At 57.7% G+C, this 25373-nt stretch carries 31 protein-coding genes and 1 tRNA gene; 12 read left to right on the top strand and 20 right to left on the bottom strand.

The features are described 5' to 3' along the window. Window positions 1-72 precede the first annotated feature (72 nt). Entirely contained in the window at window positions 73-702 is a 630-nt protein-coding gene (locus GQB03_RS14415) for a DUF4136 domain-containing protein (protein ID WP_159690733.1), read from the top strand. Window positions 703-771: 69 nt separating this feature from the next. Here the strand turns inward: GQB03_RS14415 and GQB03_RS14410 are convergent, their stop codons facing one another. Beyond that, entirely contained in the window at window positions 772-1383 is a 612-nt protein-coding gene (locus GQB03_RS14410) for a hypothetical protein (protein ID WP_159690730.1), read from the bottom strand. Between the two features lie 231 nt (window positions 1384-1614). Here GQB03_RS14410 and GQB03_RS14405 point away from each other — a divergent pair, with 231 nt between their 5' ends. Beyond that, window positions 1615-2133: an O-acetyl-ADP-ribose deacetylase gene (locus GQB03_RS14405; protein WP_159690727.1), complete on the top strand. Its 519-nt coding sequence runs from the start codon at window positions 1615-1617 to the stop codon at window positions 2131-2133. Here the strand turns inward: GQB03_RS14405 and GQB03_RS23235 are convergent. Beyond that, window positions 2088-2510, bottom strand: a complete 423-nt coding sequence (locus GQB03_RS23235) for a hypothetical protein (RefSeq protein ID WP_235027072.1) — start codon at window positions 2508-2510, stop codon at window positions 2088-2090. The two genes, GQB03_RS14405 and GQB03_RS23235, sit on opposite strands and share 46 nt — an antisense overlap. 249 nt (window positions 2511-2759) lie before the next feature. On the opposite strand from GQB03_RS23235, the gene GQB03_RS14395 reads away from it, so the two are divergent. Next, window positions 2760-4031: a bifunctional O-acetylhomoserine aminocarboxypropyltransferase/cysteine synthase gene (locus GQB03_RS14395; protein ID WP_159690721.1), complete on the top strand. Its 1272-nt coding sequence runs from the start codon at window positions 2760-2762 to the stop codon at window positions 4029-4031. A gap of 152 nt (window positions 4032-4183) precedes the next feature. Continuing rightward, on the top strand, window positions 4184-5116 hold the full coding sequence (locus tag GQB03_RS14390; RefSeq protein ID WP_159691175.1) for a hypothetical protein: 933 nt from the start codon (window positions 4184-4186) through the stop codon (window positions 5114-5116). A gap of 61 nt (window positions 5117-5177) precedes the next feature. On the opposite strand, the gene GQB03_RS14385 is transcribed toward GQB03_RS14390, so the two are convergent. Continuing rightward, the gene (locus GQB03_RS14385) at window positions 5178-6143 is read right to left on the bottom strand and encodes an AAA family ATPase (protein WP_159690718.1); all 966 of its coding nucleotides are present in this window, start codon (window positions 6141-6143) and stop codon (window positions 5178-5180) included. A gap of 303 nt (window positions 6144-6446) precedes the next feature. Here GQB03_RS14385 and msrA point away from each other — a divergent pair, with 303 nt between their 5' ends. From msrA to GQB03_RS14360, 5 genes are all read left to right on the top strand, one after another. Continuing rightward, window positions 6447-7055, top strand: coding sequence for a peptide-methionine (S)-S-oxide reductase MsrA (msrA, locus tag GQB03_RS14380; protein ID WP_159690715.1), 609 nt, complete (start codon window positions 6447-6449; stop codon window positions 7053-7055). 89 nt (window positions 7056-7144) lie between these two features. Beyond that, entirely contained in the window at window positions 7145-7723 is a 579-nt protein-coding gene (locus GQB03_RS14375) for a DJ-1/PfpI family protein (protein WP_159690713.1), read from the top strand. Window positions 7724-7793: 70 nt separating this feature from the next. Further along, the gene (locus GQB03_RS14370; protein WP_159690710.1) at window positions 7794-8174 is read left to right on the top strand and encodes a ribbon-helix-helix domain-containing protein; all 381 of its coding nucleotides are present in this window, start codon (window positions 7794-7796) and stop codon (window positions 8172-8174) included. 19 nt (window positions 8175-8193) lie between these two features. Further along, window positions 8194-8817, top strand: a complete 624-nt coding sequence (gene folE / locus GQB03_RS14365) for a GTP cyclohydrolase I FolE (RefSeq protein ID WP_159690709.1) — start codon at window positions 8194-8196, stop codon at window positions 8815-8817. A gap of 359 nt (window positions 8818-9176) precedes the next feature. After that, a complete protein-coding gene (locus GQB03_RS14360; RefSeq protein ID WP_235027071.1) occupies window positions 9177-10193 on the top strand; it encodes a DUF1615 domain-containing protein in 1017 nt (338 codons plus the stop codon). A gap of 12 nt (window positions 10194-10205) precedes the next feature. Here GQB03_RS14360 and GQB03_RS14355 read toward each other — a convergent pair whose 3' ends face one another. The 5 genes from GQB03_RS14355 to GQB03_RS14335 all read right to left on the bottom strand — a co-directional run bounded on the left by GQB03_RS14355 (window position 10206) and on the right by GQB03_RS14335 (window position 12738). Continuing rightward, window positions 10206-10484 (bottom strand): hypothetical protein, encoded by a 279-nt coding sequence (locus tag GQB03_RS14355; RefSeq protein WP_200832234.1) that lies wholly within the window; start codon window positions 10482-10484, stop codon window positions 10206-10208. Window positions 10485-10515: 31 nt separating this feature from the next. Next, entirely contained in the window at window positions 10516-11151 is a 636-nt protein-coding gene (locus tag GQB03_RS14350; protein WP_159690703.1) for an acyl carrier protein phosphodiesterase, read from the bottom strand. Then, window positions 11148-11816, bottom strand: a complete 669-nt coding sequence (locus GQB03_RS14345; protein ID WP_456064408.1) for a cupin domain-containing protein — start codon at window positions 11814-11816, stop codon at window positions 11148-11150. The genes GQB03_RS14350 and GQB03_RS14345 overlap by 4 nt, the downstream gene beginning before the upstream one ends. A gap of 2 nt (window positions 11817-11818) precedes the next feature. Further along, window positions 11819-12112, bottom strand: coding sequence for a DUF3301 domain-containing protein (locus tag GQB03_RS14340; RefSeq protein WP_235027070.1), 294 nt, complete (start codon window positions 12110-12112; stop codon window positions 11819-11821). Window positions 12113-12243: 131 nt separating this feature from the next. Further along, window positions 12244-12738 carry an HAD domain-containing protein gene (locus tag GQB03_RS14335; protein WP_159690695.1) on the bottom strand — a complete coding sequence of 165 codons (495 nt, stop codon included), beginning with the start codon at window positions 12736-12738 and terminating at the stop codon, window positions 12244-12246. Window positions 12739-12916: 178 nt separating this feature from the next. On the opposite strand from GQB03_RS14335, the gene fabI reads away from it, so the two are divergent. The 3 genes from fabI to GQB03_RS14320 all read left to right on the top strand — a co-directional run bounded on the left by fabI (window position 12917) and on the right by GQB03_RS14320 (window position 14977). Then, window positions 12917-13696, top strand: coding sequence for an enoyl-ACP reductase FabI (gene fabI, locus GQB03_RS14330; protein ID WP_159691171.1), 780 nt, complete (start codon window positions 12917-12919; stop codon window positions 13694-13696). A 10-nt stretch (window positions 13697-13706) separates the two neighbouring features. Then, window positions 13707-14303, top strand: coding sequence for a hypothetical protein (locus GQB03_RS14325; protein ID WP_159690692.1), 597 nt, complete (start codon window positions 13707-13709; stop codon window positions 14301-14303). A gap of 113 nt (window positions 14304-14416) precedes the next feature. Then, complete coding sequence (locus GQB03_RS14320; RefSeq protein WP_159690689.1) at window positions 14417-14977, top strand: DUF1415 domain-containing protein; 561 nt, start codon at window positions 14417-14419, stop codon at window positions 14975-14977. Window positions 14978-15005: 28 nt separating this feature from the next. Here GQB03_RS14320 and GQB03_RS14315 read toward each other — a convergent pair whose 3' ends face one another. The 12 genes from GQB03_RS14315 to GQB03_RS14260 form a co-directional block, all read right to left on the bottom strand. After that, window positions 15006-15851: a 23S rRNA (adenine(2030)-N(6))-methyltransferase RlmJ gene (locus tag GQB03_RS14315; protein WP_159690686.1), complete on the bottom strand. Its 846-nt coding sequence runs from the start codon at window positions 15849-15851 to the stop codon at window positions 15006-15008. Window positions 15852-16058: 207 nt separating this feature from the next. Then, on the bottom strand, window positions 16059-16301 hold the full coding sequence (locus GQB03_RS14310) for a hypothetical protein (protein WP_159690684.1): 243 nt from the start codon (window positions 16299-16301) through the stop codon (window positions 16059-16061). Between the two features lie 112 nt (window positions 16302-16413). Next, window positions 16414-16551, bottom strand: coding sequence for a DUF3149 domain-containing protein (locus tag GQB03_RS14305; protein ID WP_159690681.1), 138 nt, complete (start codon window positions 16549-16551; stop codon window positions 16414-16416). An 18-nt stretch (window positions 16552-16569) separates the two neighbouring features. After that, the gene (locus GQB03_RS14300; RefSeq protein WP_159690678.1) at window positions 16570-17085 is read right to left on the bottom strand and encodes a FixH family protein; all 516 of its coding nucleotides are present in this window, start codon (window positions 17083-17085) and stop codon (window positions 16570-16572) included. A gap of 8 nt (window positions 17086-17093) precedes the next feature. Beyond that, complete coding sequence (ccoG, locus tag GQB03_RS14295; protein ID WP_235027069.1) at window positions 17094-18533, bottom strand: cytochrome c oxidase accessory protein CcoG; 1440 nt, start codon at window positions 18531-18533, stop codon at window positions 17094-17096. Window positions 18534-18632: 99 nt separating this feature from the next. Continuing rightward, a complete protein-coding gene (gene ccoP, locus GQB03_RS14290) occupies window positions 18633-19562 on the bottom strand; it encodes a cytochrome-c oxidase, cbb3-type subunit III (protein ID WP_159690675.1) in 930 nt (309 codons plus the stop codon). Window positions 19563-19565: 3 nt separating this feature from the next. Then, window positions 19566-19742, bottom strand: a complete 177-nt coding sequence (locus GQB03_RS14285) for a cbb3-type cytochrome oxidase subunit 3 (RefSeq protein ID WP_159690672.1) — start codon at window positions 19740-19742, stop codon at window positions 19566-19568. Window positions 19743-19759: 17 nt separating this feature from the next. Beyond that, window positions 19760-20374, bottom strand: a complete 615-nt coding sequence (gene ccoO, locus GQB03_RS14280) for a cytochrome-c oxidase, cbb3-type subunit II (protein WP_159690669.1) — start codon at window positions 20372-20374, stop codon at window positions 19760-19762. An 18-nt stretch (window positions 20375-20392) separates the two neighbouring features. Then, window positions 20393-21817 carry a cytochrome-c oxidase, cbb3-type subunit I gene (gene ccoN / locus GQB03_RS14275; RefSeq protein ID WP_159690666.1) on the bottom strand — a complete coding sequence of 475 codons (1425 nt, stop codon included), beginning with the start codon at window positions 21815-21817 and terminating at the stop codon, window positions 20393-20395. Window positions 21818-22184: 367 nt separating this feature from the next. After that, complete coding sequence (ccoS, locus tag GQB03_RS14270; RefSeq protein WP_159690664.1) at window positions 22185-22418, bottom strand: cbb3-type cytochrome oxidase assembly protein CcoS; 234 nt, start codon at window positions 22416-22418, stop codon at window positions 22185-22187. A gap of 17 nt (window positions 22419-22435) precedes the next feature. Next, window positions 22436-24886, bottom strand: a complete 2451-nt coding sequence (locus tag GQB03_RS14265) for a heavy metal translocating P-type ATPase (protein WP_159690661.1) — start codon at window positions 24884-24886, stop codon at window positions 22436-22438. 200 nt (window positions 24887-25086) lie between these two features. Continuing rightward, window positions 25087-25162 (bottom strand) — tRNA-Thr (locus tag GQB03_RS14260). Between the last annotated feature and the right edge of the window lie 211 nt (window positions 25163-25373).

Below are 25373 nucleotides of genomic sequence, written 5' to 3'. Positions count from 1 at the left end.
CGAGTTCGGGATTCGCGCCGCCCGACGGCGCTGCGAAAAAGATCACCACGGTAACCCACGATGACGATGTACATGCAAAGATCTGGCCGGCTTGCGCTCATCATCCTGTCGGCCCTGCTCAGCGCCTGCGCGAGCACCCGCTTCAGCAGCGAGGCCCCCACTACTCCGGGCTGGCCCGGGGAAAAACTGCTGGTCATGGTTTCCGCGACGGATACAAATCTCCGAATGACCACGGAGAACCAGGCCGTTGCCGACATTGCGCCGGCCAACCACGCGAGCCCAGCCCATCGGCAGGGCATCGACGGCCAACCCACCGAGGCCGCCGTCCGTGCACGTATTTCGCGCGACGGTTTCGACAGAATCTTGCTGCTGCGCATCGCCGGCGTTGAAAAGCGTCTTGTCCGGTATCCGGCCATACCCTACGGATATGGCGACCCTTGGATGTGGGGCTGGCCCCCGGGGTGGCGGCCGTCCCCCTTCTGGCATGCGCCGCTCACGCCATTTGACGCAACGCCACCGCGCATCGTCGAGGCACTTGCCGTCAGCGTCGAAAGCCAGCTGATCAACGCATCCGACGGTACGATTCTATGGCGCGCCATCAGTCACACCCTCACCGAAGGCACCACCGCGCAGGCACTCGAGGACATCGCAAGAACCGTAACCGGCACGCTTGCCCGGCGTAACTGGCTTCTTTCCGAATAAACCCGACCTGGCGCGGGCAAAGGCCAGGCCCACGAAATGCCGCACGCGCCATCACGCAGCATCATTCCCCTACTTCTTGGCGCTCTTCCCCTTTGGTACCACTGGAAGTGAATCGAGTAACTTGACGAGACTTTCGATCGAACGCCCCGATACCAACCGAAGCCCGGCCCGCAACAATTCGGATTTTGTACAGATTCGTCCAGCCCTGGCCAATTCGGTACGTAAGGTCTTGAGTCCGGCATGCTCCGTCTTGGGCATCGAAAACGAATCCCGCACCACCTTTTCGCGTTTTTCCTTGCCCTTCTCGATTACCTGCAACGCCATCTTCTTTACAGGCGGCTTGGCCGCACGCACAGCGGGCGTTTTTTTCTCGATCGCCGTTTTGCCCACAATCACTTTTCCGGCCTTCCGGTCAGGAGTCGACGCAGCGGGTTGCGCCCCCCCTTTCGCACCGGTCTGAACCGAACTAGCCGCGACCGCTCTCGCGCCATCCTGAACGATGACACCAGTGACGCCGGAATCACTCATGGCAGAAGGTGCGATCCTCGCCGATTTCAGACCTGCAGGCTCAAGCGCTGCCGCAGGCTTGGGCGACACCGGGGTCACGTTCGCAGGGGAAAGGGGAACCGACTTCGTCGTCACGCGCCGCGCCCGTGCACTTGGGGTCTTGCTGCTTGCCATCAATGTTCTCCGCTTGCTCACTGGACCTTAGGACGGAAATCGCGGGCAATATATCCATCTCCGCCATAGCGGCTGAGAATAACAAAATCGTCCATCGCAGAACAATGCGACAGTATCCAATGAGTCGGGCGGCGTGGGCCGACAACCGGGTATCGCCCAATGACCCTCAGCACAGCCATACTGGAAATGCAGCCCAGCCCAACCCGGCCGCATGCAAGCAGGGAAAAGCCAATGAGCGACTTAAGGATCGAAACCATAAAGGCCGACATCACCCGCCTGACGACCGACGCGATCGTCAATGCAGCCAATTCGTCGCTACTGGGCGGGGGCGGCGTTGACGGGGCGATACACCGCGCCGCGGGCCCGGCGCTTCTCGCTCACTGCCGAACGATCGGAGGCTGCCCCACCGGCGAAGCCCGCATCACCCCGGCCTTCGCACTGCCAAGCAAATGGATCATCCACACCGTCGGGCCGGTATGGCAGGGCGGAAACAAAGGTGAGGCCGACCTGCTTGCGGGTTGCTATCGCAGCTGCCTCGTGCTCGCGGCCGCCCACTCAATTCGCACAATCGCCTTCCCCGCGATCAGCTGCGGCGTCTATGGTTACCCAGCCGCCACAGCCTGCAGGATCGCGGTACGAACCATCAAGATGTTCGAGACGAACAACACGACTCTTGAACGGGTCCTGCTGGTCGCCTACGACGATCACACGGCATCGCTGATGAAACAGGCTCTCGACGGTGCCGACTGAATACGGTGTCGCCGCACCGCCCTCCCGGATTCGCGGCATTCGATCGTCGGGTCATTCAGCACACAATAAGCCAGATGATCTCCCTGCAGCTGCATGCAGTGATGACCGCATGCCTCGTCGGCCACATCGCTTACCGGCGCTCCCTCCTGCCGCACGGTGATTCCCAGCAACTGGAGAAATCGATCAACGGCATCTCCACTGCGAAATACCGTCAGCTTACCTTCCCCCGAACACAGCCAGCGCTCGTCTACAGAAAGTACGAAGCACTGTTCGGTACGCTGCAGCAACGAATGAACCTTGACGACAAACTTGTCGCGCCGCCAGATTGGAGCAACGGCAAGCTCGAGCCACGTGGCCCTTTTATTACGATGTTCCATGTCCCCTCCTCCGCGAATCGGACCATGCCTATGTAGCGTGCCACCTCTATTTGATCCAGCGTTGGGGCTGTCCTGCAGCAGGGCGGCTGCGCTACATGCCCGACATTATTGATCTTTCGGACAAAGATGCAATCTGCAGGTGCACAATGCGCGTGTCTCGGCAGAACTGCCGCGCGGCCCCCTGCCGCCTGTCCGACGCGGCTTTGGCTATACTCCGCCGACATCCCACCAGACAGGAGAATGAGACACATGAAGCTCGAAACGCTCGCGGTGCACGGCGGCTACAGTCCGGACCCCACGACCAAGGCAGTCGCGGTACCGATTTACCAGACCACCTCCTATGCTTTCGACGACACGCAGCACGGGGCGGACCTGTTCGATCTCAAGGTCCAGGGCAATATCTACACCCGCATCATGAACCCGACCCAGGCCGTGCTGGAAGCGCGCGTCGCGGCAATGGAAGGAGGCGTGGGCGCACTTGCGCTGGCGTCGGGCATGGCCGCCATCACCTACGCGATCCAGACCATCGCCGAAGCAGGCGACAACATCGTCTCCGCTTCGACGCTCTATGGCGGCACCTACAATCTGTTTGCGCACACCTTCCCGCAGGTCGGAATCGAAGTGCGCTTCGCGGACTATCGTGACCCGCAGAGTTTCGAGCCCCTCATCGACGCACGCACCAAGGCCATCTTCTGCGAATCGGTGGGAAATCCACTTGGCAACGTCACCGATTTCGAGCAGCTTGCCGCGCTCGCCCATCGTCACGGCATTCCGCTCATTGTCGACAACACAGTCCCGACACCATATCTGTGTCGACCTTTCGAGCACGGTGCCGACATCGTGGTGCACTCACTCACCAAATACATGAACGGCCACGGAAATTCGATCGGTGGCGTCATCGTGGACTCAGGGAAATTCCCCTGGGCGGACCACAAGGCACGCTTCCGCAGACTCAACGAACCCGACGTGTCCTACCATGGCGTCGTCTACACCGAAGCGCTTGGCCCTGCTGCGTACATTGGACGTGCCCGCGTCGTGCCGCTGCGCAACATGGGTGCGGCAATCAGCCCGTTCAATGCCTTCATGATCCTGCAAGGCATCGAAACCGTGGCGTTGCGGATGGATCGGATCTGTGAAAACGCCAGCCGGGTCGCCACCTTCCTGCAGAAGCACGCGAAGGTTGCCTGGGTAAATTACGCCGGACTACCCGACCACAAGGATTTCCCGCTGATTGAAAAGTACATGGGCGGGCGCGCCTCGGGCATCCTCTCATTCGGGGTCAAGGGCGGCTTCGAGGCGGGCGCACGCTTCCAGGATGCACTCAAGCTCGTTACCCGTCTCGTCAATATCGGCGATGCAAAGTCCCTCGCCTGCCATCCCGCATCGACCACCCACCGGCAATTGTCGCCCGACGAACTTTCCCGCGCCGGCGTATCCCCCGACATGGTCCGTCTGTCGGTCGGTATCGAACACATCGACGACATTCTTGCGGATCTCGAACAGGCACTCGCAGCCGCCTGACAAGCGAGCGGCCCCCGCACAGCCCGGGCGCGGGGGCCGCTCGATCGCATTGTTCCGCTCAGCACCAAAAAGTTATGGTGCAGCGCACTCAGGCTTGGCCTAAACTTCGCTTCTTGCAGGCAACACGCCTAGCACCCGGAGTTGACGCGACGATGAACGAAAGCATCCCCTTAGGCACCCGCAAGGTGATCGACGGGCAGGATCGCACCTATTATTACGGTTACTGGATCAAGGCCTACGATCCGCCGGCGAACACACTGAAGGCAAAAAAAAGACTGATCGAGGGGCTAACGCGACGCCTGTTCAATCATGTCGAACACGGCCTGAACATTCCCGGCTCCCGGCTGGAAGCGGCACGAACCGCCTACGATACCGAAACCGACCCCGCGCGCAAGCGTATCAAGGGGGCAATGCTCGCCGGATCACTGTTCAACCGTGCCACGGACATCTTCACAAAGCTCGTCGAACTGCAAGCTCTGGGCGTCGAAATCCAGTCCGACAACCAGTTGATGCGCGAATGTGGCAAGTGCCTGCAGGATGCGCTCACCCTGGGCCGGCTGGTCCAGCACCGCAGCGGCGAGGAAGGGATCGACGAACTCTGGGGTGAACCGTTCAAGGCATTCACGATGCCGATCGACGCGTTCTACGAGAGCCGCTACGTAAAGATCGCCATGACCATGCGGGACATCGACCGCATCACTGAAACGCTCATCGAAACCCTCAGCGGCCTGGACATGTTCGGGCCCGGTATTGCGCCGCACCTGCGGGCCTATGCCGAAGCGGCAAAGATCAAGTGCGAAACGCTTCGAACCGATCCGGCCATTTTCGACGTCTGGTCCACCTTCGTGGTTGCCGCTCAACAAGTCACCGGCTTTGCTCCACACCTGGCGGACGACGCTGCCGACATCGATGAGCGCGAAAGCAGCGAGGGTATTCATCTGATCAGAAGGGGGGTCGATCTGATCAGTTACATTACCCGCGCCCGCGTACCCATGCCCAAAAGCACCAAGGATTTCATCGACGCCTGCGAAGCGTTCTACCGCGCTGCCAGTGGGCGCCGCAAAGCCGATAACGAAACGTCCTGAGGTGTTTCACGGCGACAAAACCCTTTACGCTTGCCTGCCATGCATGCGCCCTGCCCGGCGGTCAAAAGCCGATCTTGCGTTTCCGAGCAGATCTCAATGCGTCAAGGTCCTCAATCTGAAGTTCGTCACGCCCCGCCAGCTTGGCATTCCCGAACGCAGCCAGCAGCGCCCGCCGTTGCTCACGGGGGGGCAACGTCGACAAGCCTTCCATGACGTCTTCGGGCGGCTCGTCGGGAAAACCCCAGTCATGCGCTCCGACGAGTTCGCGATATAGCCGGCACGCGATCGCGTAGGACTCACCCGCATCCGGTCTCGGCACGGTATACACATTCATGCGGTTGAGAATCGGCTCTGGAATATTGCGATCGTCGTTGGCCGTGGTAACCCAGAGAATGTGGCTGGCATCGATCTCGATATCCACATATTCGTCGCGGAAGCGGCGTGCCGTGTCGTACTCCAGCAGTTCGTAAAGCGGCCCCATGGGATCGTAGCGCGAATCGCCGCCGGCTTTGTCCACCTCGTCCAGCACGATGACGGGATTCGCCACCTCGCCACTGACCAGCGTCTGGGCAACCTTTCCCGGGCGTGCATGGTTCCACTGCGCCGACGCACCAGACAGGATCCAGCCCGCAGTGAGCGAGCTCATGGAGATGAACTGGTAGCCGGTGGATATCTGGTCGGCGAGGCAGCGCGCAAAGTGCGTTTTGCCGATACCCGGCTCACCAAGCAACAAGATGGGGGTAAAGCTCACAGGTTCATTGCCCGAGACCGCCAGCGCCATCGATTTCTTCAGGTCGTCGACCACTTCGCCGAAGTTCGGACAACGCTCGTAAAGCGGGTCAAGGGCGTCACTGCGGCTTGGCTTGACCACGTAGCGCGTACCACCGAGCGTTCGCATCCGCTCGTAGAAGGTCGCCAATGACTCGTTACGGCTGGTAGCGCTTGCTTCGAGCGCCCGGTCTACATCATCGACGCGATAGATCTCGCGCGCGTCTGCAAGTGGAATGCTGATCTCGGTCGTACTCATGAGAATCTCCCGGCGACATTTCCTGATCCAGCGTGCGACGGATTTGCTCCGCTGACTGATTTATACCTGATTACCACCAAGCATGGGATGTGCCATAAATCGCGTTTGACAACAGGCAAATTACCTGCACCCTGAAATTCTCGGATCACCTGCCTGATTCACTACGCAACGCGTGAGCCGCTTGCCCTTTTGGGGTGCTGACACGTTCGATGACGCACCATTTTGACGCAGAGCAGCATCGAACCGAAGCGAACCGCCGGTGTCGCACCGTCACCGCCCCTACGATCCGATCCGGAGCCGACGATGTCCATCAACCGAGTCAAGCTGCTCGCCCTGGCAGTGGTGCTACCCCTTTCCGCACCGCTTTGGGCCACCGCAGCCGAACGTGCGACTGCAACCTTTGCGGGAGGCTGTTTCTGGTGCATGGAGCCGCCGTTCGACAAACTCGATGGTGTGATATCCACAACCTCCGGGTATACCGGGGGAAAAACCGCGAATCCGACCTACGAAGAGGTTTCTTCGGGTGCCACCGGTCATGCGGAAGCAGTTCAGGTGGTCTATGACCCGACGAAAATAAGCTACGAAAAGCTGCTCGTCACCTACTGGCATAACATAGATCCGACCGCGCACAACCGGCAATTCTGCGACATCGGCAACCAGTACCGTACCGCGATCTTCTATCACGACAAAGAGCAGAAGCGTTTCGCCGAGGAGTCCAGGGAGGCGCTGGAAGCATTGCAGTTCAAGCGACCGCTCGAGACCGAGATTGTCGCGGCCGACACCTTCTATCCCGCCGAGGATTACCATCAGGACTACTACCTGAAGAATCCGGTCCGCTACAAGTTCTACCGTTACCAATGCGGCCGTGACGCGGTGCTCGAGCGCATATGGGGTAGTTCGGCGGGCCATTGACTCGATGTGGTACCCGGTTACTACCCACCGGAAATCCGATCGCGGGAGACTGACGCTTCCACGCGTATCAACAATCCAAGGAGCGAGACATGGCCAAGAAGATCCTGATGATCTGCGGTGATTTCTGTGAAGACTATGAAACCATGGTGCCGTTCCAGACCTTGCTCGCGGTTGGCCACACGGTGCACGCGGTATGCCCGGGCAAGAAGGCCGGCGACACGATCGCAACCGCCATCCACGATTTCGAGGGTGATCAGACCTATACCGAAAAGCGCGGCCACAATTTCACCCTCAACGCCGACTTCGACGATGTCGTTGCCTCATCCTACGATGCCCTGGTGATTCCGGGCGGACGTGGCCCTGAGTACCTGCGACTCGATGCACGTGTGATCGCGACGGTCCGCCATTTCTTCGAGGCAGGCAAACCCGTCGCCGCAGTCTGTCACGGTGCGCAACTCCTCGCTGCAGCCAAGGTGCTCGAAGGACGCAGCTGCACGGCCTATCCGGCCTGCGGCCCCGAAGTAACGCTTGCTGGGGGCACCTACGTTGCAATGCCGGTAGACCAGGCCATGACCGACGGTAACCTCGTGACCTCGCCCGCTTGGCCGGGTCACCCGGCATGGCTCGCACAGTTCCTGACGCTGCTCGGCACCCGCATCGAACACTGAAGTTTACCCGGCGGGTCCGGCCGCATATGCCCTGCCCTGGAATGAATCACCGACACTTGCGGAGACGACAATGTGCGAGATCTTCATCAGTGCCGATCCGGAGCTCTACGCCAGCCGCAGCCGTTCGATACGACTGCGCGGCGTTGCGACAAGCCTGCGACTCGAGAATCTGTTCTGGCAGGTACTCGAAGAGATCGGCGAACGCGACGGACTTTCGATTCCACAGCTCGTATCGAAGCTTTACGACGAGCTGTCGGAAGCCGGCAACGTGGGCTCCCCGACCAATTTCACCTCGTTCCTGAGGGTGTCCTGCGCGCGCTATCTTCAACTGCAGCTGGCGGGCAGGATTCCAGCCGACACAACGGTACCGATCGCCTCGCTCGACTCGGCCTGGGTGCTGGCGCCGGCGTCAGGGCACCGGTCCAGACACCTCGGAGTATCATCGGGCTGAATCCACCACGGAGAGCCCGATGTCGCATGAGCATGACCACCCGCCCGAACCTGCCTGCGGAATTGGCATCCCGCGGCAGAACGCCTTCGATCCCGAAGCCTTCGAGCGTGCGATATCCGACCTGCTGGCCGCCTGTGGCGTAAAGCTGGACTCCACCCACACCGGACACACGCCCAAACGGGTACGCGAGTTGTGGCAGCGCAGATTGCTCGGGGGTTATGAGCTTGACCCGGCACAGGCGCTCGGCGAGGGCTTTGAAGATCCGCGCAGGGACATGGTGATGATCCGCGGCATCGCGGTGCACGGGGTGTGCCCTCACCACCTGGTACCGTTTCGCGGGGTGGCCCATGTGGCCTACCTGCCGGGCGGCCGACTCCACGGCTTTGGCCGGATTGCACGGCTGGTCGACGCAATCGGCCACCGTTTCACCTATCAGGAGTGGATGACACGCGATATCGCGGATGCCCTGGTACAGCATGGCGGCGCCCGAGGCGCTGCATGCGTCATCGAAGCCGAACAGTTGTGCCTGCTGCTCGGTGAAGACCGACGCGGAGACGAACGCGTCGTCACCCAGGCATGGGCTGGCGAATTCGAGACATCCCACCAGGCGCGCAACGAGTTTCTGCGGACGCTCTCGAATTGATGCGCCGGGCCGAGTCGGGCTGAATCAAACGCTTACACAATCGAAACGCAGGCCGATTGCTCGTGCCGTCAGATCCGCTACGCTCGCAGCCCATTCAATTGACGATTCATACGATGCAGCCGATGTGGAAGAAAGAACGCGTCATCCTGATCCTTGCGGCGTTTCTGTCAGCTTGCGCCACAACAGGCCCGACCGAAATCAGGCAATCGCCACCAATGCCTCCGGAACCTTCGCCGGTTCAGCCCAGCGCGGGTCCGAGCACGACTGAAACGCTTCCGCCAGTGATCGACCAGGGCTATCCGCGGCCAGCGCCCATCGAACCGCTTCCCCCAGCCGCCCAGCCAAGCCAGCCGCGACTCGTGGAGCCTCAGGCACGCGCCTTGGTTACGCGGCTCATCCCGCCAAACAGCAAAGATCGGGCCGGTTGGGCGCAGGATATCCTGACAGCCTTCAATACCCTGCGTATTGCGGCGAATCCCGAGAATTTCTGCGCCGTGATCGCGGTAACCGAGCAGGAATCCCTGTTCGTGGCCGACCCGCCGGTTCCGGGTCTTCCGAAAATCGTCTGGAAAGAGATCGAAACCCGGCGCACCCGATACGGAATTCCGAAAATGCTGCTCGACGCGGCGCTGCTCAAACCGTCGCCAGACGGACGCAGTTATCGTGATCGGATAAATGCCCTCAGAACCGAGAGCCAGATGAACACGCTCTACCAGGACATGATTTCCGAACTGCCCTACGGCCGCACCCTGCTTGCGAGCCACAACCCGGTACATACCGGTGGCCCGATGCAGGTCAGCGTCGCATTTGCAGAGGCGCACGCCCGACAACGCCCCTATCCTTACCCGGTTCGCGACAGCATTCGCAGCGAAGTTTTCAGCCGCCGCGGCGGCATGTACTTCGGCATTGCGATCCTGCTGGATTACCCGGCCCCTTACAGCGAACCTGTCTATCGCTTTGCGGACTTCAATGCCGGCAGATACAGCAGTCGCAATGCAGCGTTCCAGCGCGCAGTCTCACGCCTTTCAGGGCGAAGTCTGGATCTTGATGGCGATCTGTTGCGCTATCGGGACGGTCGTCCTTCGGGAGAGCGGAGCGAGACCCAGCGGGCGCTATCCGCGCTTACGTCCGCGCTCGGAATGGGCAGTGATGAAATCGATCGTGATCTGCGCAGCGAAAAGGAAACAGGCTTTGCGCAGACTCGACTGTATCGCCGGGTTTTCGCTCTTGCCGATCAACGAAGCGGGGCGCCGGCGCCACGGGCGGAAATTCCGCGAATCGATCTCAAGAGTCCGAAAATAAGCCGCAAACTGACAACGGAATGGTTTGCGAAGCGGGTCGAATGGCGCTACCGGAATTGCCTCACGCGGCAATAGCCTGAGGCCGATTCAGCCGACACGGCGCAGGCCTGCAATATAAGATTCCGCCTTGTCGACCCAAAGTGAAAGGTTGTCTATGAGTTCGGTGCGACTGAATGAACAGCTTTCTTCGCTGAAGAGCGCCGCAGACTCGAGCCTCATCAGGAGCCCGTCAAGCACCTCTGCATAACGTGGTGGCAGTTCAGCGAGCAGCGGCCCGGCGTCGTTGCGCCATACGGCCACGAACTGCGCTGTCGAGATCGACCCCCGGAGCAGGCGTTCAATCGCGAGACGAAGCGAGTCGGTCATCTTTGGTTGGGGGCCCGTTTGTTGTCGAGCGTCAGTATGGCCCGCCCTCTTGATCGACTGCAAGCGCTGCAGGCGCACCCGCCGCCGAGGCAATCCAGTCTTGCACACAGGCAATCGCGTCCGGAAAGAACTCGGCAAAATCCGCTGCGAATCCGGGATACTCCAGTTCCAGTTCCCGACCGGCCCCGGCCAATCCGTTGGGCTGGCGCAGTCGGTATTTCGACATACGATCAAGCGCCCCCGCAACCGCATCGATCTCGCGATAGGAGGCGAGCCAGTCCTGTGAACGCATTGTTGGCAGGATTTCTGTCAGACGCTTTGGCAACATGCTGGAATTCATCTCAAGGAGATCATAGGCATCGGCGGCAAAGCGATGAAGCGGCTGACCAGACCATGAAGACCAGTTGGCGGCGAGCAAGTGATCGTAGAACATATCGACCATGATTCCGGCGTAGCGGCGCCGGGCGCCGGACACCCTCCTCCGGCTCGTCTGAAAGGCAGGATGAGCGTCAGCAAACGAATCGACCCTGCGATGCAATGCCACCCCCCTCGCAACCGTGGTCGGCAAGTTGCCCGGCAATGACCCCTTGACGAAATCTCCGAGTATCCCACCGAGACGCAGAGCCGGATCGTCGCCGGCCAGTAGCAAGTGCGCAAGGTAATTCAAGATCCCTCCGGAAGGCTCTCGAGGTGTCCAACCTTGACCCAGATCAGGCACCCCTGCTCGCTGAATGGCGTGTGCATGCTGCGATGTGGATTGCGTAACCAGGTACCCGTCGGGTAGTCGCCATATTCATCAGAGAACACGCCATCAAGCACCAGAATTTCCTCACCTCCCCAGTGGCTGTGGGCTTTGAAACGCGTCCCGGGCGCCCAGCGCACGAGTGCCACACTCTCGACACCGTGCTGATGCAACGGTAGCACTGAAAGACCCGGCACCAGGCCCGGAAGCCATGCAGTACGACGTGTATCGATCAGGATGCGCTTGCGATCGTCGGGCACGAACTGCCTCAGTTTGACGAAGATTTCGCATCCATCTCTTGAAAACGGCCTGTGGCTCGAACCTGGCGGATTACGGACATAAGTCCCGGCCCGATAGTCACCCCACTCGTCGGAAAACGTGCCAAGCAACACAAGGAACTCCTCGCCGAGCGGGTGTTCATGTGCATCGAAATGGCTTCCTGCGGCGTACCGCACAATACTCGTTGCTCGTGCCACCTCGCCGCCGATGCGGTCTAGCGGCTTGCGATCGACTCCCGCAAGCGGAGATGCCTCCCACGGCATCAGCCTGGTATCGACTACCTCTCGCCGGGAAAAATCGGCACGCAGCAAGATCATTTGACCAATTCGAGCACGCGCTCGGTCACGTCCAGCATGATGACCCTCGATCCGAGCAGGGTCACGGATCCATGCCTGCGATTGTCACCGGTATCGCTGTACTCGAAGGCGTAAACGCGCCGAAACCGAACCTTTCCGTCGTCGTCACGGGCCAAACGAAGCGATTCTGACGCAACCGTATCGTCAAGCAGCTGCAGGCCCCGGCCGAGGCACAGGGCACGTGTGGCAGCAATCCCTGCTTCACGGGCACGAAGCGTATCGAGCCAGAACCAGGCAACCAGGGCAAGCAAGCAAATTACGGATAACTCGAAAGTCGGCATCGGCTAGCACGGCAAGCGTTAATGGAACGGCACAATCGCCGTTCACAACCTGCAGATTAGCGCGACTTTCACCATCCTGTCCCAGCGAAGACCATCGTCCCTCAAGCCCACAACGAATGCACCGTGGCATTCGCGTCGTCCTGCCAGCCTCCAGCCCTGAAGGCGTCGAGAAGATGACATGTCGCGGCGGCATCCTCTTCGGTAAAGCCGCGCTTGAAATCCGTCAACACGAGGCGCGAACGAGTCGGCCAATTGCCCGGGGCATCATCGATTGCAAGCCACTGAGCATCCTTCTCGGCGCGCTGACCAAGCCATTGACGCGCTTCTCGCTCGCGCAATCCGTGCAGATCGACACCGCGCTTGGGCACGAGATGGGGCGAAGCACCCACGACACGCGGTCTGATATCTCCAGCGAAACGCGAAGACAGACGCTGCATCGAGAACAGGGTCCGCCAGTCAGAGGCAATCACGATCCGGGTTTCTTCGTAGCGCCTGACAACGTCCTCAATCAGCGGGAGCGACCGGAAATCTTCGACCTCTCCCCACGGGTGTGTCACACCATCGAAATCCAGGAAGATGTAAACAGGGCGAATCATAATCGACCTCCAAGTCAAAGCGTGCTGAAGAGCATTTTATTGCGTTGCATCAAAAAACCCAACAGCCAGCGCTCTAATATCGGACGCAATGCGTTAAAGTTTAGACAGAGCAAGCCGAACTAAAGAGATGAGCGCTCTGCTGCAACGCATTATCCCCAACCATTTCAAGGGCATGATCATGAATCCAATGTTTGATCTCACAGGCAAAATCGGCCTTGTAACGGGTATTGCCAACGAAAAATCGATCTCCACCGGCGTCGCCGAAGCATGTGTTGAAGCCGGTGCCAAATTGGTCATTACCTATCAGAACGAGAAGACCCGCGCATTCATCGAGCCGGTCGTTCACCGTCTCGGCGTCGAACATGTTTACCTGCTGGACGTAACGCGCCCGGAAACCATGGACGACGTTCACAAACAGATCGACGCCGCATTCGGAAAACTTGATTTTGCGATTCACAGCATGGCTTTCGCCAAGCGGGACGATCTTCACGGCAGGGTGGTCGACACCTCCGCGGACGGTTTCGCCATGGCGATGGATATCTCCACTCACTCGTTCATCCGCCTCGCGAAACTGGTCGAACCCCTCATGGAAAAAGCGGGCGGCGGCTCGCTGATCACGATGACCTACCTGGGTTCGGAAAAGGTCATCGCGAACTATGGTGTTATGGGCCTCTGCAAGGCCGCACTCGAGGCTGGAACCCGCTATCTGGCTTATGAGCTTGGCAGCAAGAACATTCGGGTAAATGCAGTCTCGCCTGGCCCCCTGATGACTCGTGCTGCATCGGGCATTGCAGGATTCGACGGCTTGATGTCGTCGGCCGTCGAACGCTCTCCCATGCATAGCCTGGTGACGCCGGAAGATATTGGTGCCCTCACCGCCTTCCTGGTATCGGACGCAGGCCGACTCATCACGGGCGGAATTCACTTCGTCGATGCTGGCTACAACATCGTAGGCTAGCACCGGAACGATGGACGACGCTGGCGCCCGCACCGCATTGGCGCGGGCCGACATCCTTCTGCCGGATCCGGTGCCACAGCACCCCCTGCTCGATGGTCTTCGCGAAATCGGTCGAGGGGAGTACAGCATCGTCCTCGACAAGGGGGATGGCGAGCGGGTCATGAAAATTGTCAGCTCGCCAGCGGACTACTTCCTCTACACAGCAGACGATCGACCACGAGGACCGCATTTCCCCATCGTTCATGTCGATCATGGCGTGATCGGACGTGCGTGTTCGGGCTACCCCTTCCATCTCGTCGAGATGGAGCATCTCTGGCCCATCGCATCCGGCACCGAGGCTGCAAGGCTTGCGAAGAGCCTGATTGACAGCTACTTCCAAGGCTGCCAGCAGTGGATAAGGCTCGGTGCCAACATGGGCCGGATTGCGCTCTATCACCTTACGCAATCCCCGCCCGCGAGCATTCAGCCATCAATGCTGGACGCACTCAAGTCTCTATCGGACTTTACAGAAAGCTACCAGGTACAACCGGACATCCTGAATCCCGAGAACCTGATGGTACGGCGCGATGGCACACTGGTATTCTCTGATCCGGTGTTCATTGCCTGAATCTCCAGCGACAAGGGGTGAGGCGGACGACATCCGCATAAACGCAGCTAATCACATATGCGCTTGTGGGCGACACCGCGCCCGACACGATTCCGACGACAAAGGTGACTGCCATGAGCCCACACGCCATCGAGCGCATTGAAACTGAAGTGCTCACCTGGCTCGATCAGGTTGTAATCGGACTCAATCTGTGCCCGTTCGCCGCGCGCCCTCGTCGCCTCGGACAACTCAGAATCGTTGTCAGCAACGCACAAGACGATGAAAGACTGATCGATGAACTCGTATCGGAAGTTGAGCTGTTGCTGAACGAAGCCAGTGACGCAACGGAGACGAGCCTACTGGTCGTTCCCGCCATGCTCAAGGACTTCGAAACCTATAACCGCTTTATCGACGTGGCGGAGATGTTGGTTCGTCAGTATGGATGGGAGGGCGAAATCCAGGTAGCCAGTTTCCATCCTGACTATTGCTTCGAAGGTACCGCACCGGAGGATGACGAGAACCTGACTAACCGCTCCCCCTATCCGATCCTGCACCTCATACGCGAAAAAAGCATCGAAGAGGCGCTGAGCAGGTTTCCAAACCCGGAGCGTATCCCCGAGCGAAACATCGGCCGAGTGTGCAGCTTGAGCACTCTGGAGAAGCGCCGGCTCTTCCCATATCTGAACTGGAGATAAGAAGACACGCCCTGCCGCAGGAGCCGACTCAAGGAATATGATGATCCAGTCCGAAGCGCGCGGAATCATCCTGAGCAAGTAACTGGACCAATGTCGGCATGACGTCCTTCAGGATACTCGGCAAGGTCCAGGGCGGGTTGATCACATATAGTCCGCTACCATGCATTCCGAGTCCACCGGGAGCAGGTTTCCTGACATCGAACCAAACATGCAGCCACGAGGCCGCCCCGAGTTTGCCCAGCCGCTCAGGCAATTGCTTCGCCTCGGTCTTCTGAATGCGTGGATACCAAACCGCGTAAGTACCACCGGAAAACCGCTGGAGCGCATCCTTGACGGTTTCCACGACAACACGATAGTCATCACGAATCTCGTAGGGAGGATCGATCAGCACCACCGCTCGCCTGCTCGGCGGCGGGAGAATCGAACGCAGCGCGCCAAAACCTTCTGCCTGCTCGATTTTTACCCGATTTGTTTCAGTGGCGAACGCGCGCCTCAGGAACCTCGCATCCGTCGGATGAAGCTCGAACAGGCGCATTCGGTCATCGGCTCGCATTCTCGATAATGCGATAGCTGGAGAACCGGGGTAAAAACGCACGGCCTCGCGACGATTGTAGGACCGAATCAGTTCAACGTATTCACGTATGGCGGCGGGCATTTCGGCCGCTGCCAGAAGCCGACCAATACCATCCACATATTCGGCGTTGCGGTTCGCTTCCGTGCTGTCCAGCGCATAGCGTCCTGCCCCCGCGTGGGTGTCCACGTACCAGTATGGCTTATCTTTCTTGAGCTGATGATCAAGCAACTGAATCAACACCAGGTGCTTCAATACGTCCGCATGATTGCCAACATGGAAGGCATGGCGATAGCTTAGCATTGGAGCGTCCTGTGAAGCATCAAGGGCAGAAGGTGGAGCGCAATGCTAACACTGCCAATCCGGAATTCGCTCCCCAAAGCGGCAGAACAAATCTCATGGAACAACATTTCTGCGGGTCATATCACCTGCGAGACCAAACGACGAAAAGCAACAACGAAGATCCCCGGCATACGTGACGGCCGCCCGGTCGCTTCACCCAGCTACGTTTCAGCTTCGCTCAGGGTGATTGACTTCATCGGCAGTACGCTGAAAGAAAATAGTGACCAAACTCGACGCTGCGCAGACCAGCCAGAAAGCAAAAAAGCCGATCGAGTAGGTTGCAGTAGCCGAAAAATTGACTGTCTTGCCGAAAAGATAGAGCTCCTGAGGGTTGATCACCGTAAAGAATACGGCTTCGGCAACTCCTGCAATCAGGAATGAGGGCCAGAGAATCTGGATTAGTCTTTGCATTCAACACGCTCCCGAAAATCTTCCAGCTCCATCAGCGGGGCGTACGGGCATCTCTCAGATTCGCGCGAAACATCCGCCGAGAAACACCCGCACCGCAGAATCCAACCGGTCTCTAGCTATTCGCCTGTTCGTCCTTACGAATACTGTTCTTCACGAACCGACCGATGAACACCGCCATCGCCAGAATGAAGCCAATGGTAAAAAGGCTCAGCAGCCCGATATCGGTTGTAAACAACTCCTGTAATGCCATGATGTACCTCCTGTCAGATTACGAGTCGGAATTGACACTTTCAATCCTTATCGTCGTCTCTGTCGGAAGGTCTGCGGCCCCGTTCATTCTCCAACTGCGGGACTCATCCTCAATCGCCACCTGCCAGCGCCCCGGCGCCATTGGGGCGAGTGCACCACCATAAGCTCCGTTATGGCCAGCCAACTGCAACTTCTGATCCTCACCGGCACGGGTCGGATGAATCAGCGTAACTACGATTATCTCGGGCAGGCTCCCGGACGCCGCGGCAAGGTTTACGGTTATCTGGCCGTCGCGCAGACTTATCTGCGCACGAAGTCCAAGTCTTGCGGCGAGGCGATCCCGTGCAATGACCTGGTTCACCGCCAAGCCTTGCTTGTAATAATCATCCACCACAAGCCCGTCATTCGTCGTTGCCGCAAGCCAATAGGTGATGAACCCGGCAATGACGGCGGTTGCGGGCAGACTGATGAGGAACCAAGTCCACGTCTCTCGATACCAAGGGCGCGCCCCTTCCTGCTTCTTCAGATTACGCATTTGCACCATCACTCCGGCATCAGGAAAGTCGTCTTCTCGCGGACATGCACACCCGGATCGTCTTCGGCGCTCACGTCAATGAAAATTTCGTGTGAACCTGGCTTGGCGGCGTCGGCTGGGACCTGTATCTGAACAGTCACGGACTTTATCGTGGCCGGTTCGATGGATATTTCCCGATCGCCATTGAGCCTAAGATTATCCAGCCCCGACGCCGACATCTCGAACTTGCGCGAAGATTCAGACATGTTCATCACTTGCAGGCGGTAAATGTTCTCAATGAACCCGCCTTCGACCTCACGTGCCAGCATGCTGCGATCGCGGATGATATCGACACGCAAAGGAGATCGCGTGGCAAGCCCCCACACAAAAGCCATCGAGATCAGAACCAGAATCGCGCCGTAGATGAGCGTACGCGGGCGGAAAACATGCGCAACAATCTCCTTTGAACTCCATCCCTTCTTGATCGCATTCTCTGTCGAATATCGAATCAATCCGCGCGGGTAGTTCATTTTGTCCATTACCTGATCACAAGCATCGATACAGGCCGCACAACCGATGCACTCGTACTGCAGACCGTTGCGAATATCGATTCCGGTCGGGCAAACCTGAACACAGATACCGCAATCGACACAGTCACCCTTTCCGAGTGTTTGCGGATCCGCACCTTTCTTCCTGGCGCCACGTGGCTCGCCACGCGCTTCATCATAGGTAATGGTCAGCGTGTCCGGATCGAACATCACACTCTGGAATCGAGCATAGGGGCACATGTATTTGCAGACTTGTTCCCGCATCACACCTGCAAAGAGGTACGTAAACCCGCCGTAGAACAGGATCCAGAAGATTTCCCACGGCCCAAAGCCAAGCGTAGGAATCGCTCTCAACAGATCTTTTAATGGACTGAAATAAGCGACAAGCGTGAAGCCGGTCCAGAGAGACACGGCTAGCCAGGCACCGTACTTCGCCGTCTTGATTCCAAACTTGCGGGCCGTCATTGGCCCCTTGTCAAGTTTCATCCGCTTGTTGCGGTCACCCTCTATCTTCTGCTCTATCCACATGAAGATTTCGGTGTAGACCGTTTGCGGACAAGCGTAGCCGCACCACAATCTGCCTGCTATGGCCGTAAAGAAGAAAAGCGCATAAGCAGAAATGATCAATAAAATGGCGAGGAAAAAAACATCCTGCGGCCAGAAAACCCAACCGAAGATATAGAACTTGCGCTCGGTGAGATGAAAGAGCACCGCCTGCCGGTCATTCCACTGCAACCAAGGCAGGCCGTAGAACAGAATCTGGGTAAACCACACCAACACCCATCGCCAAGTCGCGAACCACCCGGTAACCGCCCGCATATAGACCTTTTCGCGGACCGCGTAGAGCGAATCCTCGCCATCTTTGGCGGCAGTCAGATTCGGGGCGATTCCTGCCTTAACACTGGAGCTTGGCTTTGTCATGATCAGTATATACGCACTTGCTTATGTTCTAATTCAAAATTTCCCCGGGCAGCAAGCCCGGGGAAATCGCTACTGACGTGCAGCAACTTCAAAACGCAATTACTTCGCAGCCTCGGTCTTGTTCGAAAGGCTGTAAACATAGGCGGCCAGTAGATGAACCTTTGCGTCGCCAAGGAAATCCTTGAAAGCGGGCATCTGGTTCTGCCGACCTTTTGTTACCGTCTCGATGATGGTGGCCTCGGACGATCCATAGAGCCACGTTTTGTCCGTCAGATTGGGCGCCCCGATTGCATGGCTGCCCTTTCCATCAGGACCATGACACGCCGCGCAGTTCTGTGCAAAAAGCTCTTTGCCACGTTGCGCGCGAAGCGAATCATGCGCAAGCCCAGAAAGCGAACGAACGTAATTGGCAACGTCCTTCGTACCCTCGCCGCCAAGTACCGGTCCAAGAGCCGGCATTACACCAAAACGCCCCCCAAGCACGGTCGTCTTGATCGTTTCGGGTTCACCACCGTACAGCCAATCGTTGTCGGTAAGGTTTGGGAAACCCTTTGCACCGCGCGCATCCGAGCCGTGGCACTGCGCGCAATACGTCAGAAAAAGTCGCCCGCCCATCGCATTGGCTTCCGGATCAGCCGCAACGGCCTTCAGATCTTCAGTTTGATACTTGGCAAAGATCGGACCGTAGGTTTCATCCGCCTTCTGCATTTCGCGGGCGTACTGACTACCCTCGCCTTGCGCTGAACTCCAGCCGTAAAGACCTTTGTTGTTTCCAAACCCGGGGTAGAGCACCAGATAGACAATCGCAAAGAAGATCGTCAGCCAGAAAAGATACATCCACCACCGCGGCAACGGATTGTTGTACTCGGCGAGCGTTTCATCCCAGACGTGGCCATGCAACTTCGCCTCACCATCGGCGTTCCGCTCACCTTTCATGTTCGAAACAAGAATGAACACACAGAACAGGATGCTCAGCGCAACCAGTCCCATCACATAAATGTTCCAGAAACCGCTAACAAAGTCAGCCATTTTTCATCCTTTCTTGGATTGCCTGCTGCTCTCGCCAGGCAAGTCTTCTTCGGTGAAGGGAATCTGCGCCGCTTCATCAAACCCTTTTCGGGCCTTGCTGCTGTATGCCCACGCTGCAATGCCAAGGAAGCACAACAATCCCAAGACGGTCAGCAGACTACGAAGATCATTGATATCCACGACGCGATCCTATCCCTTCACTTCACATTTTTGAGCGTTGTACCAAGCCCCTGGAGATACGCGATGACGGCATCAAGTTCGGTCTTGTCCTGCAGAGCGGCCTTTGCACCAGCGATTTCTTCATCGGTGTAGGGGGCGCCGAGCGTGCGCAACACTGCCATCTTCTTCTCGATATCGTCCGATTTCACGGGACGGTCAAGCCAAGTAAATGCGGGCATATTGGACTCCGGCACCACGTCGCGGGGATTCCGGAGATGCACCCGATGCCATTGGTCGGAATAACGACCACCAACCCGGGCAAGATCAGGACCGGTCCGCTTCGAGCCCCACTGGAACGGCCGATCGTAGACATATTCTCCGGCCACCGAATAATGACCATAGCGTTCCGTCTCGGCCCGGAAGGGACGAATCATCTGCGAGTGGCAGTTGTAGCAACCCTCACGGACGTAAACATCTCGCCCGGCCAGACGGAGCGGATCATAGGGTTTGAGGCCCTCAACCGGTGTCGTTGTCGATTTTTGGAAGAACAGCGGCACGATCTCGACCAGACCACCAATACTCACCACAAGAAGGGTAAGCACGATCATCCAGCCTACGCTGCGCTCGATAAACTCGTGTTTCGATTGAGCCATGACTATAGTTCTCCGTGATCAGGCGTGTGCCGCTTGCGGCGTGAGAACGGGTGCGTTATATGCCTTCTCGCCAGCAATCGTCTTCAAGACGTTGTAGAACATGATCAACATGCCAGACAGGAAGAGCACACCACCCAGCAAGCGGATCGACCAGAACGGATAACTGGCTTTCACCGATTCAACGAACGAATAGGTCAACGTCCCGTCCGGGTTGGTAGCGCGCCACATCAGCCCCTGCATGACCCCGGCGATCCACATTGATGCGATGTACAGAACAACGCCGATTGTCGCAACCCAAAAGTGCGTGGTGATCAACTTCGTCGAGTACATCTCAGTCTTCCCGTACATACGGGGAATGAGATAGTACATCGCGCCAATCGACACCATGGCAACCCAGCCAAGCGCTCCAGAGTGCACATGCCCGACCGTCCAGTCAGTGTAATGCGAGAGCGCATTCACGGTTTTCACCGACATCATCGGCCCTTCGAAGGTCGACATGCCGTAGAACGAAAGCGAAGTGATCAGGAACTTCAGAATCGGATCGGTCCGCAATTTATGCCAGGCACCCGACAAGGTCATGATGCCGTTGATCATCCCACCCCAAGACGGCGCAAGCAGGATGAGTGAGAACACCATCCCCACCGATTGAGTCCAGTCAGGAAGCGCCGTGTAGTGCAGATGGTGCGGCCCCGCCCACATGTAGGTAAAGATCAACGCCCAGAAGTGCACCACCGACAACCTATACGAGTAAACGGGGCGATCTGCTTGTTTGGGCACAAAGTAGTACATCATCCCCAAGAAACCTGCGGTCAGGAAGAAGCCGACGGCGTTATGCCCATACCACCATTGAATCATTGCGTCTTGAACGCCAGCGTAGGCCGAATACGATTTTGTCAGACTTACCGGAATAGCCATGCTATTCACGATGTGCAACAAGGCAACGGTAATGATGAAAGCACCGTAGAACCAGTTAGCGACATAGATATGGGACGTCTTACGCTTGGCAACTGTCCCGAAGAACACCAAGGCGTACGAAACCCAGACCACTGCGATCAGGATGTCGATCGGCCACTCAAGCTCGGCATACTCCTTCGAGCTCGTGATACCCAATGGCAACGTGATCGCGGCAAGGAGTATGACGAGTTGCCAACCCCAGAACGTGAATGAGGCAAGCTTCGGCGCAAACAGCGTGGTATGACAGGTACGCTGTACGACATAGTAAGAAGTAGCGAACAGCGCACATCCACCAAAGGCAAAAATGACTGCGTTAGTGTGAAGCGGGCGCAACCTGCCAAAATGGAACCACTCGGCAAAGTTCAGTTCGGGCCATACGAGCTGTGCCGCGACGATCACGCCGACAAGCATGCCTACGATCCCCCACACCACCGTCATGATGGCGAACTGGCGCACGACTTTATAGTTGTAAGTCGCTTGCGATTGCATGGAAGTCACCTCATTTGATTAATGGAACTTTTTTGACCGGCCCGAACCTAAAGCTCGCGTCACGGTAAGGTCCGCGCAAGGATACCTTGCGACGACACATGATTTTTGACACAGATCAATATTGTATTGCACCGCAAGATCAGCAGCAAAGCCCATCCGGCTCAAACTACGTCGGTTTGCCCGCGTAGCCAAAACAAAAAAAGGGTGCGCCTTCGACGCACCCCCAACCCCAACAGAGAGACAAAACGGCATCTGACAGTATCGATTTGGCGTACCCGCCATTTACTGCCACCTGCGTTGCAGTCAATTATCCACACACCATGCTCCTGCGACTTGACCTACATCAAAACCCATGAATTGAGTGTGGCTATTTTGCTCGACCGATGTCCGCCTCCCCTCCTGTCGCCCCGTCCCGCACACCGTTCAACTCTCTCGGCTTTTCCCCGCCTTCGCTTTCCGGGTGATCGTCGTCCATCAGCATGCGATAAGCAGGCCCCTCCATATCGTCAAACTGCCCACTACGCAAGGACCACCAAAACAAGATACCGATTACGAACACCAGGACAACCGAGATCGGAATGAGGATGTAGAGCGTTTCCATTCAAATTACCCCGGATATCACGTCTTGCGTTGCAGCCGGGTCGCGTTCAGCACAACGAGGAGTGAACTCGCCGACATGCCGATTCCTGCCATCCAGGGTGTCACCATCCCAAGCATCGCCAAAGGAATCGCAACCAGATTGTAGGCAAGAGCCCAGCCGAGATTCTGCGCAATGATGCGCCGAGTTTTGCGACATAACCGTACTGCCTCGGTAAGCATCCGAAGTGACGAGCCCAACAATACGATGTCTGCCTGCGTTCGCGCCAAGTCCGTGCCCCCCCCCATCGCAATCGAAACATGAGCTTTCGCGAGAACGGGGGCGTCATTAACACCGTCGCCGGTCATGGCCACTATGGCTCCGCCCTTTTGGAGCAGTTCGACTTCATCATGCTTTTTCTCCGGACTCATCTCGCCACGAGCATCCGCAATACCAAGCGACTCTCCGCATGCACGGACCGCGGCGCTTCCATCCCCGCTGAAGATCGAAACTTCGACACGATGCTTCTGTAACCATTCAATTGCCGCCGGAGCATCCTCTCGCAATCTGTCATCGAGACAAAACGCTGCAATCCATCTGCCAACCGATCCGAGTACAACGATCGTGCCAGGCTCCTCGAGGAGCATTCCCCACTCGGCGGGAGCCGGCTTTCCAACCAAATCTTCGACATAACTCATGCGCCCCAACCGATACTCGATCCCGTCGACCCAACCAGTCACGCCGGCTCCCGTAACAGCGCCAAGCGCATCGGCCCCTCTTGGAGCCACACCGAGTCTGCTTGCCTCGTTGAAAAATGCTTTTGCCAGCGCATGCTCCGACGCCTTTTCGAGCGACGCCGCTAATACCACGACATCGGACCTCGATACCCCATCAATCACCTTAACCTGGGTGATCTGCATCTTCCCTTCAGAAAGCGTTCCCGTTTTATCAAACACGAAATGATCGGCCCGTGACAGCGCTTCAATCGCATGCGAGCGCGTTATCAATACACCGAGTCGAGCAAGATGATCCGTTGCCACGGTTAAGGCCGCCGGGGTCGCAAGTGATAATGCGCACGGACAACTGACCACGAGCACCGAGACAAAAACCCATAGGGCCTGTCCTGAATCATAGGCCCACCAGTAGATGCCGGTACCCGAAGCCAGTACGAGCAACGTAACGACAAACCAGCCCGCCACCCGGTCGGCCAAAGTGACTAACCCTGGTTTCTCCGACGCTGCGCGATCCATCAACTGCCTCATTCCCGCCAGCCGGGTCGAATCCCCCACTCTTTCAAGCCTGACGACCAGAGGAGCACTGACGTTTATGGCACCACCTATAACCGCCGCCCCCCGCTCTTTTGCGATTGGTCTGCTCTCTCCCGTAAGCAGAGACTCGTCTGCACTACTGACGCCTTCCACGATTACGCCATCCGCCGGAAAGACCTCTCCGGGCTTGACCCGTACATATTGATTCACATTCAGGGCGGACACCGCCACCCTCTCCGTTTCCTGGCCGGGGTAGACGACAAAGCGTTCCGCAAACGCGGGGATCACCTTCCCCAACTCCTCAACCCCCCTGACCGCGCGCTGACGCGCCAGCATCTCAAGAAAACGCCCACACAACAGAAAAAATACGAACATCGCCACTGAATCGAAATACACCTCACCCGTGCCCGAGTACGTGGCCCAACAACTTGCAGTGAACGCAGTACCGACTCCCAAAGCGACCGGGACATCCATTCCGAGGCGGCGTAGTCGAAGATCCCGAAGCGCTCGACGAAAGAATGGCGCCGCAGAGTAAAAAACCACGGGGAGCGTCAAGAGAAGGCTCGCCCAGCGCAACAATTGATCGATGTCTGGGGCCATATCGCCGTCTCCGGCAATATAGGCGGGTAGTGCATACATCATTACTTGCATCATCCCGAAGCCGGCGACGAAGAGACGCCAGAGAGCTGACCGTCGCTCCCGCTGTGCCACCTGCTCGGATCGCTCGGCATCGTAAGGATAGGCTTGGTACCCGATCGCCTGAATAGCCGCCAGAATCTCTGAAAGCTTGATCTTTTCTTCATCCCATCTGACTCGGGCACGTCTCGTCGCATAGTTGATATGGACCAGTCTTACCCCGGGCAGCCCCATTACGTGCCGTTCGTTTAGCCAAACGCATGCAGAGCACGTAATGCCTTCAAGAATGAGATCAGCTTCTTTTTCACCCCCCTCTGCCTCACGGACAAAGCGCCTCTGAAAATCGAGATTATCGAATAAACCCAATTCCTTTAGCTCGACTGGAAGTGCTTCCCTTGGGGACGCAGGAAGGGAGTCACGATGGCGGTAATACTCGGTCAATCCAGACTCGACTATTGATTGGGCGACAGCCATACAACCTATGCAGCACATCTCCCGCCTAACCCCATCGATGGAAACAGAGTGCTTCACATCTCGCGGGATAGGCAAACCACAGTGATAGCACTGATCTTCATGCTCTTCAGTCATCGCGCCTGTCAAATCCCCTCACATCAATATTGAATAATGCCGCCAACGGAGATCGGCCATCGCGCAACCAAGTCTCGCAGAACCACGACATCCTGATCCAGTGCTTGAGTGCGACTAATTGACGTAGACCACGACAAACACCCGTTCGATCCGACGGCATCGCAAAAAAAAGCCCGCATTATTGCGGGCCTTTATGATGCTGGTGCTGCTGACCGGAATCGAACTGGTGACCTACTGATTACGAATCAGTTGCTCTACCGACTGAGCTACAGCAGCGAAAGCGTTGATTTTATCTGGCTATCCCCACACCGACAAGGACAGTGCAGCGGATCTTCGAAAATTCGTCTACTTTTTGACGGGAGACATGGAAAGGCCCCTGATGGATTATCAGGGGCCTTTTTTGGTTAGTCTGACGATGACCTACTTTCACACCCGGATGGGCACTATCATCGGCGCGGTCTTGTTTCACGGTCCTGTTCGGGATGGG

Source organism: Cognatazoarcus halotolerans (genome assembly GCF_009800965.1).
In the GTDB taxonomy this organism is placed as follows: domain Bacteria; phylum Pseudomonadota; class Gammaproteobacteria; order Burkholderiales; family Rhodocyclaceae; genus Cognatazoarcus; species Cognatazoarcus halotolerans.
This window is presented reverse-complemented; position numbering and strand designations above follow the sequence as displayed.

What these genes read in the sequence shown, in the direction of transcription:
- GQB03_RS14415 (WP_159690733.1), top strand. Translation starts at nt 73, where the DNA reads ATGCAAAGATCTGGCCGGCTTGCGCTCATCATCCTGTCGGCCCTGCTC.
- GQB03_RS14315 (WP_159690686.1), bottom strand. Translation starts at nt 15,851, where the DNA reads ATGCTAAGCTATCGCCATGCCTTCCATGTTGGCAATCATGCGGACGTA.
- GQB03_RS14335 (WP_159690695.1), bottom strand. Translation starts at nt 12,738, where the DNA reads ATGATTCGCCCTGTTTACATCTTCCTGGATTTCGATGGTGTGACACAC.
- msrA (WP_159690715.1), top strand. Translation starts at nt 6,447, where the DNA reads ATGTCCATCAACCGAGTCAAGCTGCTCGCCCTGGCAGTGGTGCTACCC.
- GQB03_RS14405 (WP_159690727.1), top strand. Translation starts at nt 1,615, where the DNA reads ATGAGCGACTTAAGGATCGAAACCATAAAGGCCGACATCACCCGCCTG.
- GQB03_RS14300 (WP_159690678.1), bottom strand. Translation starts at nt 17,085, where the DNA reads ATGCGTAATCTGAAGAAGCAGGAAGGGGCGCGCCCTTGGTATCGAGAG.
- ccoP (WP_159690675.1), bottom strand. Translation starts at nt 19,562, where the DNA reads ATGGCTGACTTTGTTAGCGGTTTCTGGAACATTTATGTGATGGGACTG.
- ccoG (WP_235027069.1), bottom strand. Translation starts at nt 18,533, where the DNA reads ATGACAAAGCCAAGCTCCAGTGTTAAGGCAGGAATCGCCCCGAATCTG.
- folE (WP_159690709.1), top strand. Translation starts at nt 8,194, where the DNA reads ATGTCGCATGAGCATGACCACCCGCCCGAACCTGCCTGCGGAATTGGC.
- GQB03_RS14370 (WP_159690710.1), top strand. Translation starts at nt 7,794, where the DNA reads ATGTGCGAGATCTTCATCAGTGCCGATCCGGAGCTCTACGCCAGCCGC.
- fabI (WP_159691171.1), top strand. Translation starts at nt 12,917, where the DNA reads ATGAATCCAATGTTTGATCTCACAGGCAAAATCGGCCTTGTAACGGGT.
- GQB03_RS14375 (WP_159690713.1), top strand. Translation starts at nt 7,145, where the DNA reads ATGGCCAAGAAGATCCTGATGATCTGCGGTGATTTCTGTGAAGACTAT.
- ccoS (WP_159690664.1), bottom strand. Translation starts at nt 22,418, where the DNA reads ATGGAAACGCTCTACATCCTCATTCCGATCTCGGTTGTCCTGGTGTTC.
- GQB03_RS14320 (WP_159690689.1), top strand. Translation starts at nt 14,417, where the DNA reads ATGAGCCCACACGCCATCGAGCGCATTGAAACTGAAGTGCTCACCTGG.
- ccoN (WP_159690666.1), bottom strand. Translation starts at nt 21,817, where the DNA reads ATGCAATCGCAAGCGACTTACAACTATAAAGTCGTGCGCCAGTTCGCC.
- GQB03_RS14385 (WP_159690718.1), bottom strand. Translation starts at nt 6,143, where the DNA reads ATGAGTACGACCGAGATCAGCATTCCACTTGCAGACGCGCGCGAGATC.
- GQB03_RS14325 (WP_159690692.1), top strand. Translation starts at nt 13,707, where the DNA reads ATGGACGACGCTGGCGCCCGCACCGCATTGGCGCGGGCCGACATCCTT.
- GQB03_RS14310 (WP_159690684.1), bottom strand. Translation starts at nt 16,301, where the DNA reads ATGCAAAGACTAATCCAGATTCTCTGGCCCTCATTCCTGATTGCAGGA.
- GQB03_RS14305 (WP_159690681.1), bottom strand. Translation starts at nt 16,551, where the DNA reads ATGGCATTACAGGAGTTGTTTACAACCGATATCGGGCTGCTGAGCCTT.
- ccoO (WP_159690669.1), bottom strand. Translation starts at nt 20,374, where the DNA reads ATGGCTCAATCGAAACACGAGTTTATCGAGCGCAGCGTAGGCTGGATG.
- GQB03_RS14410 (WP_159690730.1), bottom strand. Translation starts at nt 1,383, where the DNA reads ATGGCAAGCAGCAAGACCCCAAGTGCACGGGCGCGGCGCGTGACGACG.
- GQB03_RS14265 (WP_159690661.1), bottom strand. Translation starts at nt 24,886, where the DNA reads ATGACTGAAGAGCATGAAGATCAGTGCTATCACTGTGGTTTGCCTATC.
- GQB03_RS23235 (WP_235027072.1), bottom strand. Translation starts at nt 2,510, where the DNA reads ATGGAACATCGTAATAAAAGGGCCACGTGGCTCGAGCTTGCCGTTGCT.
- GQB03_RS14395 (WP_159690721.1), top strand. Translation starts at nt 2,760, where the DNA reads ATGAAGCTCGAAACGCTCGCGGTGCACGGCGGCTACAGTCCGGACCCC.
- GQB03_RS14355 (WP_200832234.1), bottom strand. Translation starts at nt 10,484, where the DNA reads ATGACCGACTCGCTTCGTCTCGCGATTGAACGCCTGCTCCGGGGGTCG.
- GQB03_RS14390 (WP_159691175.1), top strand. Translation starts at nt 4,184, where the DNA reads ATGAACGAAAGCATCCCCTTAGGCACCCGCAAGGTGATCGACGGGCAG.